General features: G+C 71.3%; 16 protein-coding genes. 8 read left to right on the top strand and 8 right to left on the bottom strand.

Annotated elements, in window-relative coordinates; genetic code table 11:
• Positions 1-46: 46 nt before the first annotated feature.
• Genes RIN75_RS22695 through RIN75_RS22680 form a run of 4 tightly spaced genes read right to left on the bottom strand, consistent with a single transcriptional unit; the run spans position 47 to position 2,074 of the window.
• The gene (locus tag RIN75_RS22695) at positions 47-490 is read right to left on the bottom strand and encodes a MarR family transcriptional regulator (protein ID WP_309114009.1); all 444 of its coding nucleotides are present in this window, start codon (positions 488-490) and stop codon (positions 47-49) included.
• Positions 491-527: 37 nt separating this feature from the next.
• Positions 528-875, bottom strand: coding sequence for a multidrug efflux SMR transporter (locus RIN75_RS22690; protein ID WP_309114008.1), 348 nt, complete (start codon positions 873-875; stop codon positions 528-530).
• 23 nt (positions 876-898) lie between these two features.
• Positions 899-1,270: a multidrug efflux SMR transporter gene (locus RIN75_RS22685; RefSeq protein WP_309114007.1), complete on the bottom strand. Its 372-nt coding sequence runs from the start codon at positions 1,268-1,270 to the stop codon at positions 899-901.
• A 48-nt stretch (positions 1,271-1,318) separates the two neighbouring features.
• Positions 1,319-2,074, bottom strand: coding sequence for an IclR family transcriptional regulator (locus tag RIN75_RS22680; RefSeq protein ID WP_309114006.1), 756 nt, complete (start codon positions 2,072-2,074; stop codon positions 1,319-1,321).
• Between the two features lie 84 nt (positions 2,075-2,158).
• On the opposite strand from RIN75_RS22680, the gene aceB reads away from it, so the two are divergent.
• On the top strand, positions 2,159-3,685 hold the full coding sequence (gene aceB, locus RIN75_RS22675; RefSeq protein WP_309114005.1) for a malate synthase A: 1,527 nt from the start codon (positions 2,159-2,161) through the stop codon (positions 3,683-3,685).
• Position 3,686: 1 nt separating this feature from the next.
• The gene (locus tag RIN75_RS22670; RefSeq protein ID WP_309114004.1) at positions 3,687-4,868 is read left to right on the top strand and encodes a DUF6986 family protein; all 1,182 of its coding nucleotides are present in this window, start codon (positions 3,687-3,689) and stop codon (positions 4,866-4,868) included.
• Here RIN75_RS22670 and RIN75_RS22665 read toward each other — a convergent pair whose 3' ends face one another.
• Genes RIN75_RS22665 through uraD form a run of 4 tightly spaced genes read right to left on the bottom strand, consistent with a single transcriptional unit; the run spans position 4,869 to position 8,622 of the window.
• The gene (locus tag RIN75_RS22665; RefSeq protein ID WP_309114003.1) at positions 4,869-6,941 is read right to left on the bottom strand and encodes a hypothetical protein; all 2,073 of its coding nucleotides are present in this window, start codon (positions 6,939-6,941) and stop codon (positions 4,869-4,871) included. It lies immediately after the preceding gene.
• Positions 6,938-7,198 (bottom strand): hypothetical protein, encoded by a 261-nt coding sequence (locus RIN75_RS22660; protein ID WP_309114002.1) that lies wholly within the window; start codon positions 7,196-7,198, stop codon positions 6,938-6,940. The genes RIN75_RS22665 and RIN75_RS22660 overlap by 4 nt, the downstream gene beginning before the upstream one ends.
• 31 nt (positions 7,199-7,229) lie before the next feature.
• Complete coding sequence (gene pucL, locus RIN75_RS22655) at positions 7,230-8,108, bottom strand: factor-independent urate hydroxylase (RefSeq protein WP_309114001.1); 879 nt, start codon at positions 8,106-8,108, stop codon at positions 7,230-7,232.
• A gap of 4 nt (positions 8,109-8,112) precedes the next feature.
• Positions 8,113-8,622, bottom strand: coding sequence for a 2-oxo-4-hydroxy-4-carboxy-5-ureidoimidazoline decarboxylase (uraD, locus tag RIN75_RS22650; RefSeq protein WP_375296007.1), 510 nt, complete (start codon positions 8,620-8,622; stop codon positions 8,113-8,115).
• A 156-nt stretch (positions 8,623-8,778) separates the two neighbouring features.
• On the opposite strand from uraD, the gene RIN75_RS22645 reads away from it, so the two are divergent.
• The 6 genes from RIN75_RS22645 (at position 8,779) to alc (ending at position 15,528) form a co-directional block, all read left to right on the top strand.
• On the top strand, positions 8,779-9,555 hold the full coding sequence (locus RIN75_RS22645) for a TIM barrel protein (RefSeq protein ID WP_309113999.1): 777 nt from the start codon (positions 8,779-8,781) through the stop codon (positions 9,553-9,555).
• A gap of 73 nt (positions 9,556-9,628) precedes the next feature.
• Entirely contained in the window at positions 9,629-10,501 is an 873-nt protein-coding gene (locus RIN75_RS22640) for a 2-hydroxy-3-oxopropionate reductase (RefSeq protein WP_309113998.1), read from the top strand.
• Positions 10,501-12,213: a glyoxylate carboligase gene (gene gcl, locus RIN75_RS22635; RefSeq protein ID WP_309113997.1), complete on the top strand. Its 1,713-nt coding sequence runs from the start codon at positions 10,501-10,503 to the stop codon at positions 12,211-12,213. Before RIN75_RS22640 ends, gcl begins: the two co-directional genes overlap by 1 nt.
• Complete coding sequence (locus RIN75_RS22630) at positions 12,213-13,223, top strand: glycerate kinase (RefSeq protein ID WP_309113996.1); 1,011 nt, start codon at positions 12,213-12,215, stop codon at positions 13,221-13,223. The genes gcl and RIN75_RS22630 overlap by 1 nt, the downstream gene beginning before the upstream one ends.
• A 5-nt stretch (positions 13,224-13,228) precedes the next feature.
• Positions 13,229-14,533, top strand: a complete 1,305-nt coding sequence (gene allB, locus RIN75_RS22625) for an allantoinase AllB (protein ID WP_309113995.1) — start codon at positions 13,229-13,231, stop codon at positions 14,531-14,533.
• Positions 14,530-15,528: an allantoicase gene (alc, locus tag RIN75_RS22620; RefSeq protein WP_309113994.1), complete on the top strand. Its 999-nt coding sequence runs from the start codon at positions 14,530-14,532 to the stop codon at positions 15,526-15,528. The genes allB and alc overlap by 4 nt, the downstream gene beginning before the upstream one ends.
• Position 15,529 lies beyond the last annotated feature (1 nt).

Genomic DNA, 15,529 nt, shown 5'->3' with positions numbered 1-15,529 from the left:
CGCCCGCCCGACGACCGGCACGTCGGGGTCGCTCGATCGTGGGAAGTCACTCGCGGAGCTTGGCCAGCAACGGGCCGAGTTCGCGGTCGCCGGTGAGGTGGCCGAAGGCGTCGCTCAACGCGGTCTCGTACACCGGCAGCGCCTCGGCCAGCACCTGGCGCCCCAACTCGGTGATCCCGGTGTAGACCCGCCGCCGGTCGCGTTCGCAGTACCGGCGCTCGGTCAGGCCCGTCCGCTCCAGCCGCAGCACGAGCCGGCTGACCGAACTCTGGTTGAGCTGGGTGACCTCCTCCAGCTCCTGCATGTGCAGCTCGCCCAGCTCCGCGTTGGCGAGCGCGACCAGGGCCAGGAACTCGGAGAACCCGATGTCGGCGCGCCGCTGCAGCACCTTCTGCATGGCGCCGCCGACCCGGGCGTGCAGCGCGGACAGCCGGGCCCACAGCTGTCCGTCGCTGGAGAGGGCCACCGCGCGTCCCGGAGCGTCCGACATGGTGGCCCTCCCTTGTCTATGGTCGTACATGCATATGTTAGCTCGCCGCTGTCGCGCGTGAGGTGAGCTTGAGCCCCACCACGCCGCCGATGATCAGCGCGAAGCACAAGACCTTCAGCACCGACAGCGACTCGTGGAACACCAGGCTGCCGAACACGACCGTGCCCACCGACCCGATCCCGGTCCACACGGTGTAGCCCACCCCGACGTCCAGCGTCTTCACCGCCAGGCTGAGGAAGAAGATCCCGCCCGCTGCCGCGAGCACGGTCGTGACCGACCACCACAGGTGGGTGAACCCGTTGGACCCGTTGGTCCCCAAGGCGAACACCACCTCGAACACGGCCGCGATCAGCAGGTACGTCCAGGCGCGCTTGTGGCTGTTCATTTCTCTGCTCCCCGGGGTGTTGGTCAGGCGCCGGCCGCGACGCGCAGGCCGACGACGCCGAGGATGATCACGGCGAAGCACGCGGCACGCGCGGCGGTCAGGCGTTCCTTGAACAGGAAGGCGCCGATCACGACCGTGCCGATCGACCCGATGCCGGTCCAGATCGTGTAGCCGACGCCGACGTCGAGCGTCCGCAGGGCGAGGCTGAGGAAGAAGATCCCGCCCGCCGCCGCGACGAGCGTCACCACCGACGGCACGAGACGGGTGAACCCGTTGGCCGCTCGGGCACCCAGGGCGAAGACGATCTCGAAGACGGTGGCGATGGCGAGGTGGAACCAGTGCATGGGTCGACCTTCCGAGGTGAACGAGTGCATGTGCATTAACTGTATGCGCATGAATATAACTTGGTCAACGGGGGCGCCCGTCACTCCTCACGCGTCGGTTCAGGCCAGCGCGGACTGCGCGGACAGGCGCTTGGCGATCTCCAGCACCTCGGGCAGGATCCGGTCCACGGCTTCCTTGGTCAGCCGCCCCTCGGGTCCGGACACCGACACGGCGGCGAGCGTCGGCGCGCCCACCAGTGGCACGGCGATGCACCGCACGCCCAACTCCTGCTCGCTCTCGTCGAGCGCGTACCCCTGCTCGGCGATCCGGTCCAGCGAGGCCAGCAACTCCTCGGCGTCGGTGATCGTGTTCGGCGTGTACGCCGGCAGCCCGGTCCGCGCCAGCAGCGCGCGCACCTCGTCGCGCGGCAACTGGGACAGGATGGCCTTGCCGACCCCGGTCCCGTGCGGCAGGAGTCGCCGGCCCACCTCGGTGAACATCCGCATGGAGTGGCGGGAGGGGACCTGTGCCACGTAGACGACCTCGTCCCCGTCCAGCACGGCAAGGTTCGCGGTCTCCTCCACCTGGTCGACCAGCGCCGCCAGGAACGGTCGCGCCCACGTGCCGAACTGCCGCGACGCGCTCTCGCCGAGCCGGATCAGCCGGGACCCCAGGGTGTAGCGGCGGTTGCTGTTCTGCCGCACGTACCCCAGCGTGACCAGGGTGCGGATCAGCCGGTGGATCGTGGGCAGCGGCAGGCCGGACGCCGACGCCAGTTCCGACAGGCTCGCCTCGCCGCCCGCGTCGGCGAGCCGTTCCAGCAGGTCGAAGGCACGCTGTAGGGACTGCACCCCGCCCGAGGACTCCCGTGCCATCTCGACCAACCCCTCCGTTGCCGTTCCGCGATGCGATAACTATAGTCCGCGAAGTAGAAATCCGTGCCAGGAAGGTGGGAACCAATGTCCGGTATCCGCGTCCTCGGGGGCGAGGTCGAGCGCGGCGAGCAGATCCTCACGCCGGACGCGCTGGAGTTCGTCGCGGGCCTGCACCGCGCCTTCGCCGCCACCCGGGACGAGCTGATCGCCCGCCGCGCGCAACGCCGCCCGCTGGGCTTCCTCGACGAGACCAGGCACGTCCGCGAGTCGGACTGGCGGGTCGCCGAGGCGCCCGAGCCGCTGCGCGACCGGCGCGTGGAGATCACCGGACCCACCGAGCGCAAGATGACCATCAACGCCCTCAACTCGGGCGCCAAGGTGTGGCTGGCCGACCTCGAAGACGCCAACACCCCCCACTGGCACAACGTGATCTCCGGCCAGGTCAACCTCTACGACGCGGCCCGCGGCACCATCGACCACCAGTCGCCGGAGGGCAAGTACTACTCCCTCAAGGAAGGCGACCACCCCACCATCGTGGTCCGCCCGCGCGGCTGGCACCTGCCCGAGCGGCACATCGAGGTCGACGGCCGGCCCGCCGTCGGCGCGCTGGTGGACTTCGGCCTGCACTTCTTCCACAACGCCGCCCTCGGCCGGCCGTACTACTACCTGCCGAAGATGGAGAGCCACCTCGAAGCCCGGCTGTGGAACGACGTCTTCACCGCCGCCCAGGCCGAACTGGGCATCCCGCACGGCACCGTCCGCGCCACCGTGCTGATCGAGACGATCCCGGCCGCGTTCGAGATGGAGGAGATCCTCTACGAACTCCGCGACCACGCCTCGGGGCTCAACGCGGGCCGGTGGGACTACCTGTTCAGCGTCATCAAGTACTTCCGCGACAAGGGCGTCGACTACGTCCTGCCCGACCGCAACAGCATCACCATGACCGCCCCGTTCATGCGCGCCTACACCGAACTGCTGGTGCGCACGTGCCACAAGCGGGGCGCGTTCGCGATCGGCGGCATGGCCGCGTTCATCCCGAACCGGCGGGACCCCGAGGTCACCGAGCAGGCGTTGGCGAAGGTCCGCGACGACAAGACCCGGGAGTCCAACGACGGGTTCGACGGGAGCTGGGTGGCCCACCCCGACCTCGTCCCGGTGTGCCGGGAGATCTTCGACGCCAAGCTGGGCGACAAGCCCAACCAGCTGGACAACCTCCGCGAGGACGTCTCGGTGCGCGCCGAAGACCTGCTGGACTTCAAGTCCACCGGCGGCCACGCCACCCGGGCCGGCCTGGAGAGCGCCGTGGACGTCGGCGTGCGGTACCTGCTGTCGTGGCTGGCCGGCAACGGCGCGGCGGCGATCCACAACCTCATGGAGGACGCGGCCACCGCCGAGATCTCCCGGTCCCAGCTGTGGCAGTGGGTGCACAACGGGGTCGTGCTGGACGACGGCACGCCGGTCACCGCGGACCTCGTGCGCGCCGTGCTGGCCGACACCCGGGCCAAGCTCGACGGCGACCACCTCGACCTGGCGGTGGAGCTGTTCGAGCAGGTGGCGCTGGCGGACGAGTTCGTGGACTTCCTGACCCTGCCCGCGTACGAGCGGATCTGACGTGCCGCGCACTTCCCTGGACCCGGCGGCGGTCGCGGCGCTCACCGCGCGACTGCCCGCCGCGGCCCCTCGGTCGCCCTCGGGCCGCCAACCGGTGCACACGTGTTACGTGCCGGCGGACCGCGTCGACGAGGCCACTCCCGCCACCTGGGGCGCGCAAGCGCTTGCGGCGCTGGAGAAGTACTCGCCCGAGGACTTCGCGCGCGTGCTGGACGTCCCCGAAGACCTGTACGAGCGGGTTCGCGCCAAGCTCCTGACCGAACCGGTGGAGGACCTGCGGATCGACTTCGAGGACGGCTACGGTGCTCGTCCGAGTGAAGACGACGACGCCGAGCGGACCGCCCTGGTCGTCCGCGACTGGGTGGCCGATGGTCGCGCTCCGGCCAGGTTCGGCCTGCGCATGAAGTCCTTCGACACCAAGGCCTTGGTCGACCGCGGCCTGCGCACGCTGGACATCTTCGTCACCGCGCTGGGCGAGGTCCCGCCGGGTTTCGTCATCACCTTCCCGAAGGTGACGTCCGTGGCCCAGGTCGAGGTCTTCGCCGAAGTACTGGACCTGTTCCCGCAGGACCTCCGCTTCGAGATCCAGATCGAGACCACCCAGTCCATAGTGGACGACGAGGGCCGCTTGGCCGTCCCGCAGCTCATCAAGGCCGGTCGGGGTCGTGTCACAGCCCTGCACTTCGGCACGTACGACTACACCGCGAGCTGTGGCCTGGGCGCTGCGCACCAGCACCTCGCCCACGGCGCCTGCGACTTCGCCCGCAACGTCATGCAGGTGTCGGCGGCGAACCACGGCGTGGAGTTGTCCGACGGGTCTACGAACGTCCTGCCCACCGGCGACAACGTCGAACACGGCTGGCGCACCCACTACACACTGGTCCGACGGTCCCTGGCGCACGGCTTCTACCAGGGCTGGGACCTCCACCCGGCACAACTGGCGACCCGCTACGCCGCCGTGTACGCGTACTACCGGGAAACCCTGTCGGCGGACGCCCGACGCCTGAAGGCATATGTCGACAAAGCCGGCACCACGATCCTCGACGAACCCGCGACCGCCCAAGCCCTGTCGACGTCCTTCCTGCGTGCCCTGGACTGCGGAGCGGTGGCGCCCGACGAACTCCGCTCGCTCACCGGCCTGACCTTGCCGCACCTCCAAGCCTTGGCCCGCCGCACGGCCTGATCACGGGGGCCAGCCGATGTCCCCGGCCTTCATGCGGCGGGCGAAGTCCAGGCTCACCTCGACCAGTTCGGCGTGCGACTCGGCCCACCGGGTGCGGAAGTCCCGGTCGGAGCGGTCGGGTTCCTGCTCGGGGTCGGCGTCCTCCAACTCCTCGGCGTCGAGGTGGGTGAGGAACGCGACCAGTTCCGGCCGGGTGCCCGGCGCCGCCGCCAACTCCTCCCGGACGCGGGGCGGGAACCCGCTGGAGTACCGGGCGCCGTGGTACTCGTCCACCACGCCCAGGAACATCGAGTCCAGGCCGGGGAAGGACGCGGGGTCGACGACCTCGGCCGGCAGCGGCGTGCCGAACCTCCGGTGCCGCGCGTTCCAGCAGTCCTGTTCGAGGTCGAGTTCGAGCAACCGCTGTGCCGCGCGGGACGCCGCCAGCGCGGCCAGTCCGTCGTCCCCGGCGATGTGGTCGTGCAGGTCCAGCTCCCACAGCTGCGGCAGCACCGGCCACGCGGCGAGGGCGCGCATACCTCGTGACCCGATGTTGTTGTACGCCAACGAGATGCCGCGCAGCAGGGGAGCGGCGGAGGCGGTGAGGGCTTCGACGTCGTCGTCGCCCAGACCGCAGTCGGTGAGGTCGAGGAACCGGAGCGACACCGGGACGTCCGGCCAGCGGCCCACCGGGTTGTGCGACAGGACCAGGGTTTCCAGCGCCCCCAACCGGTCCGACCGCATGAGGGCGGCGAGCCCGTCCACGCCGAGGCCGGTGGCCATCAGGTCGAGGTGCCGCAGGTTCGCGGCGTTCGCGGAGTCGGCCCACGCCCGTGCGCCGTCGTCGCCGAGCGGCTGGACGTCGGGACGCCCGTAGTACGGCGAGCCGCTGCCGCTGCCGTTCAGGTGCAGGTGGGTCAACGCGGGTAACCGGACCTCCGTCGCCAGCCGCCGTGCGCCCTCCGCGCCGAGGTGGTTGCGGCTCAGGTCGAGCTCGCGCAGGCGGGGGAACGTGCCGGTGAACGCCGCCGCCGTCAGGTCGGTGGCGACGAGGTCGCGCAGCGCCAACTCCTCGATGCGGTCGCGGTCGACCGCGTTCACCACGTGGGTGATGGTGTCGTCGGCGACGGGCAGCAGTTCGAGGGTGAGCGCGGTGAGCCGGCCCGGCACGCCACTGGCGACGAGCGCCTCGACACCGCGTGCGCCGAGGCCTTCCCGGCCCAGCCCCATGCACGTGCCCCGGACCGCGAGGTCCCGCAGTCCGGTGAGGTCGGCGCGGGCGAAGAACACCTCGGCCGCGTCGTCGTCGGCGTCGATGACGTTGCCGAAGAACGGCTGCCACAGCGGCTGCCTGCCGTTCTTGCCGCAGCGGAACCCGATCGCGAGGCGTTCGAGCCGGGCGAGTCCCGGGCACTCCGCGAGTTCGCGCGCCTCTTCGGTGTCGCAGACGAGGACGTCCGCGGACCTCAGGTCCGGCACCAGACCTGAGCGCAACAGGTAAACCAGGTCGGGCGCACGCAGACCCACGTGCCGCAGCCGCAGCGGCCTGCCCGCGGGCGGGCGGAACGGCGGCCGGGTGAAGTTCCACATGTCCTCGTGGGCGGTCACGAGGTCCAACGACTCCAGCCGCGCGACACCGGGGTGCGCGGCGAGATTGGTGACCACGTCCTCGTCCATCTCGGTGACCAGGCCGGTCTCGACCACCCGCAGGTCCGGCCAGTGGTCGAGGGTGCCGACCAGCTCTTCGAGCTGCCGGTGGGCGAACCAGCCCAGGTGGAGCCGGGTCACCCCACGCACTTCCGGCCGGGTGCGCGGGTCCGGCAGCCCGACGTCGGCGATGCCGCAACGCGCGGACTTCAGCCGCAGCGCCCGGACGAGCGGCCAAGCGGGCTTGGTGTGACCGGACTCCAGCGCCGCGAGCCACGACCAGGGCACCTCGCGCACCTCGTCCGGCCACGACGTGAGCCGTTCTCCGCACCGGGCAACGAGATCCGGGTCGTCCACCCGGGAGACGGCGGCGCACAGGGCGCGGAACGCGAGTGCGTCCGGTGCGCCGCCCAACAACTGCTCGACTTCGGCCTCGTAGTCGATCACACCGGCAATGTAGTGCGCTTCCGCTCGGACATAAGCAGATTCAGCACCACAGCCGTGATGGTCCCCGCGCTGATCCCCGAGTCCATCACCGTCTGCACGACACCCGGAAAACCGTGGTGGAAGTCCGGCGCGACGATCGGCACCAGCCCCACACCGAGCGGCGGCGCGACGACTCCGGCGTACATGGCGGCGACGCGCTGGACGGCACCGGCCGCCAGCGGTAAGGGACGAGGTACCTGGTCGACCGGGTGACGCACTGACCGCCTCCTCTCGGGCTTGCGAGCGCGTCTAGAAGGCGGGCAACGAGTACCAGGCCTGGCCGGGGTCTTCGGCGTCGTCCCGCAGCACGGTGCCCTCGATGAGCCCGTACGGCCGGTCGGCCGCGTAGAACACCTCGTTGTTGTTCTCCAACCCGAAGGGCGACAGGTCGACGACGAAGTGGTGCTTGTTCGGCATGGACAGCCGCACCTCGGCCACCTCCGACCGTTCCTCCAACACCGCCTCGCCCATCGCGTACAAGGTCTGCTGCAACGACAGCGAGTGCTTGGCCGCGAAGGTCCGCAGCAGGATGCCCCGGATCTCCGCGAAGCTCTTCGCCCAGTCGATCCCCGAACCCTGGTAGCGCCACCGCGCCGTCACCGACGTGGCCAGGATGCGGTCGGTGACCTCCTTCAGGGTCGTGTACTTGTCGCGCGGGTAGCCGTGGAACTCCGAGCCGGTGGACTTCAGCACCACCAGGTCCTTCAGGCCCGACACCACCCAGGCCTGGTCACCCTCCACCGTCACGGCGGTCGTGCGCTTCTCGTTCGACCCCGCGACGAACGAGTGGTTGTTCTCCTCGATCCGGTTCCACGAGTGCTCGTCGATCAGCACCCGCGCCCCGGTGATGGCCTCCTGCGAGGACACGAAGTGCCGGCCGAGCCGGAGGGCGAAGTCCTCGATCTCGCCCACCGGGGCCTCCTTGGCGAAGGCGTAGACGGTGTTCTTCTGCGTGTCGGTGGCCAGGACGGCGGCGTTGTCGCCGGTCAGGTGGGTGTCGGCGAGGTCGCCGCGCAGCGAGGTGCTGACCGTGAGGTCCTTGATGGTGTGCACATCGCCGTCGCGGGTCACGGTGACGAGCCGGTTCTCCGCTTTGCCGTACTGGTTGGGGCCCAAGACGATGGCCATCGGGTCAGCTCCCTTGCGTGTCGTGGGGGTGGAGCACCTTGCGCAGGCGGAGTGCGGCGATCTTGCGCAGTTCGCGGTTGACCACGCGCAGCTCGGTGCGCGGGTCGTTGGCCATGCGCTCGGCCAGGTCGTCCAACATCCGCTCGCCGCTCAACCCGGTGGCGCACACCAGGTAGATGTGCCCGAACCGCTCCTCGTAGGCCGCGTTGGCCGCTTTGAGCCGGTCCGCCAGTGACGCGGCCACGCCGGACTGCTCGGCGGCCGACCACCGGGCGGACACGCCGCCGTGGGTGGACCGCTCGCCGATGCGCGGGTGGCCGGCGATGGCCGCGTGGACCTCGTCGTCGCTGAGGGACGCGGCCCCGTCGGCGGCGGCGAGCAGCGCTTCGTCGCTCGGGTACGGGCGGCCGGCGAGGACGGCGTCGACCCACCGCGGCACGGCGAGGCATTCGGTGAGCAGCGGACGGAGCTGCTCGGCCGGTGCGGAGTTGAACCCTTGCAGATCGGTCACCAGGGCTCCCTTTTTCTGTATCGCGGAAACGCATTTCCGCCATGAGGGACGGTACGAGCGCCCTCCGAGCGTGTCAACAGTCTTGCGCCGGTCCGCGAACCCTGCCTACTCTCTCGGTGCACGGAAGATAGCTTCCGCATTGTGGAAGGAAGCCGAGAGATGCGGTACGACGTCAACCTGTCGATCCTGTTCACCGAACTGCCGGTGCTGGAGCGGCCCGCCGTCGCGAAGAAGGCCGGGTTCGACGCGGTCGAGTTCTGGTGGCCGTTCGCCGAGGCCGTGCCCGCGACGGGCGAGGTCGAGGCGTTCGAGGCGGCGGTCCGGGACGCGGGCGTGCGCCTGGTGGGCCTGAACTTCTTCGCGGGCGACATGCCCGCAGGCGACCGCGGCCTGGTGGCGTGGCCCGGCCGCGAGGCCGAGTTCCGGGCGAACGTGGAGATCGCGGCGGGCCTCGCCGACCGCCTCGGCTGCCGCACGTTCAACGCGCTGCACGGCAGCTTCCCGACCACACCGGCGGCGTTGGAGAACCTCCGCTACGCCGCCGACGTGGCCGCCGAGATCGGCGCGACCGTGGTCGTGGAACCCCTCTCGGCCGCACCGGACTACCCGCTGCGCACGGCCGCCGACGCGCTGGCCGTGCTCGACGCGGCGGGCCGCGACAACCTCGCGCTGCTCGCCGACCTCTACCACCTCGCCGTCAACGGCGACGACCTCGACGCCCTCACCGCGCACGTCGACCGCATCGGGCACGTGCAGATCGCCGACGCGCCCGGTCGCGGCGAGCCCGGCACCGGGGACCTCGACCTGACCGGGCTGCTCGCGAAGCTCGAAGCCGGCGGCTACCAGGGCTTCGTCGGCCTGGAGTACAAGGCGACGGTCTTCCGCGACGGCGTCCCCGACTTCGACTGGCTGTTCGGACCTAAGGACAACACATGAGCGAGCTTGCGAGCGAATCATCGAACACAGTGCTTTGTGCTCTTGATCCGGCGAGCGTCAGCGAGGCGGTGTCATGAGCAGGATCGGATTCATCGGGCTGGGCATCATGGGCACGCCCATGGCCGGCCACCTCGTCGCCGCCGGCCACGACGTGACGGGCTTCGACCTCAACCCCGACGCCCTGGCCAAGCTCACCGCGGCCGGCGGCACGGCGGCCTCCGACGTGACCGCGGCGGCCCGCGGCGCGGACGTCGTCATCACCATGCTGCCCAACCACCCGCAGGTGGAGGACGTCGTCCTGGGCACCGTGCTGGACGTGGTCGCCGAAGGCACGCTCCTGATCGACATGAGCACCATCCGCCCCGAGACCTCCCTCGCGATCGCCGAGGCCGCCGCGAAGAAGGGCGTGCGGGTGCTGGACGCCCCGGTGTCCGGCGGCGAGACCGGCGCCAAGCAGGCCACGCTGTCGATCATGGTCGGCGGTGAGGAGGCGGACTTCACCGCGGCCCGGCCGATCTTCGACGCGCTGGGCAAGACCGTCGTGCACGTGGGTCCGCACGGCGCGGGCCAGGTGGTGAAGGCGGCCAACCAGCTCATGGTCGGCGGCATCTACGCGCTGGTCGCGGAGGCGATCGTGCTGCTGGAGGCGTCCGGTGTGGACGCCAAGGCCGGTCTGGACGTGCTCGCCGGCGGCCTGGCCGCGAACCGCATCCTGGACCTCAAGCGGGAGACCATGATCGCCCGCGAGTTCCAGCCGGGCTTCCGGATCGACCTGCACCACAAGGACATGGGCATCGCGCTGGCCGCCGCCCGGCAGGTCGACGTGGCGCTGCCCGTCACGGGCGTCATCGCCCAGCTCATCGCGTCCGCGCGCGCCCAGGGCTACGGCGACCTGGACCACTCGGCGCTGCTCAAGGTCATCGAGAACTTCGCAGGGAGGGCCTGATGGCCAAGGTTCCCGTCATGCAGGCGGTCGTCGACGTCCTCAAGTCCGAGGGCATCGACACCGTGTTCGGCTGCCCCGGCGCGGCCATCCTGCCGCTGTACAAGGCGCTGGAGACGGACGGCACGATCGAGCACCTGATCGTCCGCCACGAAGAAGGTGCCACGCACATGGCCGACGGGTGGTCCCGCACCACCGGCAACGTCGGCGTCGCCATCGGCACCTCCGGCCCGGCCGGCACGAACATGATCACCGGCCTGTACACCGCGCAGGCCGACTCCGTCCCGATCCTGTGCATCACCGGCCAGGCGGCCACCTCGAAGCTGCACCAGGAGGCGTTCCAGGCGGTCGACATCGTGGCCATCGCCGCGCCGGTCACCAAGTGGGCGGTGCAGGTCAAGGAGGCCGCGCAGGCGCCGTGGATCTTCCGCGAGGCCTTCCGGATCGCCCGCTCCGGGCGGCCCGGCCCGGTCCTCATCGACCTGCCGATCGACGTGCAGAAGCAGGACATCGAGTGGGACGCGTCCATCGACGCCCCGCTCCCGGTCGCCAAGCCCGAACCGCACCCGGCGCGCGTCGAGCGGGCGCTGGACATGCTGCTGGCCGCCGAGCGCCCGCTGCTGCTCGCGGGCGGCGGCGTGATCCTGGCCGAGGCGGGGGAGGAGCTGCGGGCGCTGGCCGAGCACCTCCAGGTCCCGGTCCAGGCCACGCTGATGGGCAAGGGCGCGATCGACGAGGACCACCCGCTGTACGCGGGCATGACCGGCATCCAGACCTCCCAGCGCTACGGCAACGCCTCGTTCCTGGAGTCGGACCTGGTGCTGGCGCTGGGCGCGCGGTTCGGCGACCGGCACACCGGCGACCTCGCCACCTACCGGGGTGACCGCAAGTTCATCCACGTGGACGTCGAGCCGACCCAGATCGGCAAGGTGTTCGGGCCGGACCTGGGTGTCGTCGCGGACGTGAAGCTGTTCCTGCAAGCGCTGCTCAAGCTGGCTCGCGAGCGTGCGGCGGCGGAGCCCAACGCGTGGACCGAGCGGTGCGCCGAGCTGAAGCGGACGTTGTTGCGGCGCGAGGACTTCGACACCGTTCCCGTGAAGGCGCCCCGGGTCTTCAAGGAGATCAACGAGTTCTACGGGCCGGACACGTACTTCGTCACCGCCATCGGGCTCTACCAGATCTGGTCGGGCCAGCACCAGAAGGCGCACAAGCCGCGGCACTACCAGGTGTGCGGCCAGGCAGGTCCCCTCGGCTGGGAGATCCCCGCGGCGATCGGCGTGAAGAAGGCGCTCAAGACCACCGAGCCGGACGCGGAGGTCGTCGGCATCGTCGGCGACTACTCGTTCCAGTTCCTGGTCGAGGAGCTGGCCGTGGGCGCGCAGTACGACGTCCCGTTCGTGCTGATCATGCTGAACAACGAGTACCTGGGCCTGATCCGGATGGCCGAGGACCACGGCGGCTACGACATGAAGTACGAGGTGGACATCCACTACGACACCAACGGCTCGGACAACGTCAAGATCATGGAGGCCTACGGCTGCTCCGGCACCCGGGTCACCGAGCCGGGCCGCATCCGGGAGTCGCTGGAGTGGGCCCGCAAGGAGGCCGAGCGCACCAGCCGCCCGGTCCTGGTCGAGATCATGATCGAGCGCGAGGGCAACACCGCCAACGGCACGTCCATCGCGGCGATGCGCGAGTACGAGCCGCTGCCCTGATGAGCCACGTGGTCGTCGCGCCCGACAAGTTCAAGGGAACGCTGTCCGCCCCGCGGGTCGCCGCCGCGGTCGAGCGCGGCCTGCGGGAGGCGGTCCCGGGCTTGGCGGTGCGCAGCCTGCCGGTGGCCGACGGCGGTGACGGCACGGTCGACGCCGCCGTCGCCGCCGGCTTCCTGCGGGTCGGTCGGTGGGTGACCGGCCCGGTGGGCAAGCCGGTGGCGGCGAGCTTCGCCGTGCGCGGCGCGACCGCCGTGGTGGAGGTGGCGTCGGCGTCGGGGCTGGCCCTGCTCGACGAGCCGGCCCCGTTGACCGCGACCAGCAGGGGTGTGGGGGAGCTGCTGGTCAGCGCGCTGGACTCGGGTGTGCGGCGGATCGTGCTCGGGGTCGGCGGCAGCGCGTGCACGGACGGCGGACGGGGGATGCTCGACGCCATCGGCGACCGGGTCGGCGACTTCGCCGACGTGGAGTTGGTGCTGGCCAGCGACGTGGACAACCCGTTGCTGGGGCCGTCCGGCGCGGCGGCGGTGTACGGGCCGCAGAAGGGGGCCACGCCCGAGCAGGTCGAGGTGCTGGAGGAGCGGTTGGCGGCGTTCGCGCGCGAGGTCGGACCCGAGTTCGTCGACGTCCCGGGCGCGGGTGCGGCCGGCGGCATCGGGTTCGCCGCGCTGGCCGTGCTGGGCGCGACCCGCCGACCCGGCATCGAGGTGGTGCTGGAGCTGGTGGGGTTCGCCGAGGCCGTCGAAGGCGCCCGGTTGGTGGTCACCGGCGAGGGCTCGCTGGACGCCCAGACCCGCCACGGCAAGGCCCCTGCGGGGGTGGCGGCGGCGGCCGGGTCCGTGCCCGCGGTCGCCGTCGCCGGCCGCACCTCCGTCGACCCCGCCGAGCTGGGCCTGCGCGGCGCGTACGCCCTGCTGGACGTCGAGCCCGACCTGACCCGCTGCCTGGCCGAGCCGGAACCGCTGCTGGAGCGGCTGGCCGGTCGCATCGCCGCCGACTGGCTGGGAGAGTGACCCGCATGGACCTGGTGTTCCGCGCGAGCAGGGTGATCACGCCGCAGGGCGAGCGGGCGGCCGACGTCGGCGTCCGGGGCGGCCGGATCGCGGCCGTCACCGGGCCGGACGAGCTGTCCGGCGACCGGGTGGTGGAGTTGGCCGACGACGAGGTGCTGCTGCCCGGCCTGGTCGACACGCACGTCCACGTCAACGACCCGGGGCGCAGCGAGTGGGAGGGGTTCCCGACCGCGACCCGCGCGGCGGCGGCCGGCGGCGTGACGACCATCGTCGACATGCCGCTCAACAGCCTCCCGCCGACCACGTCGGTGGAGGCGTTGCAGGTCAAGCGCAAGACCGCCGACGGGAACGTGCACGTGGACGTGGGTTTCTGGGGCGGGATCGTGCCGGGCAACCGCGCCGATCTGGTGCCGCTGCACGAGGCGGGGGTGTTCGGGTTCAAGTGCTTCCTGATCCACTCCGGCGTGGACGAGTTCCCGCACGTCGAGGACGACGAGCTGCGGGCGGCGCTGCGCGAGCTGCGGACCGTGGACGCGCTGACGATCGTGCACGCCGAGCACCCCGGCCACGTGACCGAGTCCGGTCCCGGCTACCGCGACTTCCTGGCGTCCCGGCCGCACCACGCCGAGGGGCAGGCGATCAGCGGCCTGATCGAGGCGGCCCGGGAGACCGACGCCCGCGTGCACGTGCTGCACCTGTCCAGCGGTGAAGCGCTGCCCGCACTGCGCTCGGCGCGTTCCGAGGGCGTGCGCCTGACGGCCGAGACGTGCCCGCACTACCTGACGTTCATCGCGGAGGAGATCGGCGACCGGGCCACGCACTTCAAGTGCTGCCCGCCGATCCGGGACGCGGCCAACCGCGAACTGCTGTGGCGGGGCCTCGCGGACGGTCTGGTCGACCTCGTGGTCAGCGACCACTCGCCGTGCACACCGGAGTTGAAGGAGGGCGACTTCGCGACCGCGTGGGGCGGGATCGCGAGCCTCCAACTGGGCCTGCCCGCGGTGTGGACGCAGGCCCGGCAGCGCGGCCACGCCCTGACCGACGTGGTCCGCTGGATGGCCTCCGCCCCGGCCGAACTGGTCGGCCTGACCCGCAAGGGCGCGATCGAACCCGGGCGGGACGCCGACTTCGCCGTGTTCGCGCCGGACGACGCCTTCGTCGTGGACCGCGCGAAGTTGCGCCACCGCAACCCCGTGACGCCCTACCACGGCCGCCCGCTGGCGGGCGTCGTGCGGCAGACCTGGTTGCGTGGCAACGGGATCACCGGAGACCGGCCGACCGGCCGGCTGCTGAGCAGAGGAGACGCATGACACCCACCTGGACCCGGCTGCCCGACCTGGCTTCCCGCGCGGTCGGCGGGAGCGTGGTGTGGGCCAACGACGAGCTGTTCGCCGAGCGGGAGAACCTGATCACCCCGGCGGAGGCCGAGTACCGGCCCCACACGTTCGGCCACAAGGGACAGGTCTACGACGGGTGGGAGACCCGGCGGCGTCGGGAACCGGGTTCGGACAGCGCGGTGATCAGGCTCGGCATGCCCGGCGTGGTGCGCGGGATCGTGGTGGACACGGCGTGGTTCAAGGGCAACTACCCGCCGTTCGCGAGCGTCGAGGGCACGCACGCCGTGGGCTACCCCAGCCCGGAGGAGCTGACCGACTGGGAGCCGCTGGTGCCCAAGTCGCCGCTGGGCGGGGACCAGAAGCACTACTTCGACGTGGACGTCGAGCGCCGCTACACCCACGTCCGCCTGACCATCCACCCCGACGGCGGCGTGGCCCGGCTCCGCGTCTTCGGCACCCCGGTGCCCGACCCGAACCTGATCGTCCCCGGCGCTCTCGACCTGGCCGCGCTGGAGAACGGGGCCGCGATCGCCGGGTGCAGCAACGACTTCTTCGGCCGCCCCGGCAACCTCATCTCACCCGGCAACGCCGCCTCGATGGGCGAGGGCTGGGAGACCGCCCGCCGCCGCGAGGAGGGCAACGAGTGGGTGGAGGTCGCCCTGGCCGCGCCCGGCGTCGTCCACCTGGCGGAGCTGGACACCACCCACTTCAAGGGCAACGCCCCGGGCTGGGCGTCCGTGCGCGGCCGGGACGTCCGCAAGGACCCCGACGACTGGTTCGACCTCGTCCCGCACACCCGCCTGCAACCCGACACCCGGCACCGCTTCCGGGTGGAGGGGCCGGAAGCCACGCACGCCCGCCTCGACATCCACCCGGACGGCGGCATGGCCCGGATGCGGCTGTTCGGCTCGCTCACCGACGCGGGCCTCGACCAGCTCACCGCCCGGTACGACGAACTCACCCGGTAGT

The sequence above is a fragment of the Saccharothrix sp. genome, assembly GCF_031180885.1.
Lineage (GTDB): Bacteria > Actinomycetota > Actinomycetes > Mycobacteriales > Pseudonocardiaceae > Actinosynnema.
Note: the sequence above shows the minus strand (reverse complement) of the source record. Positions and strands in the feature narration are given on the sequence as shown.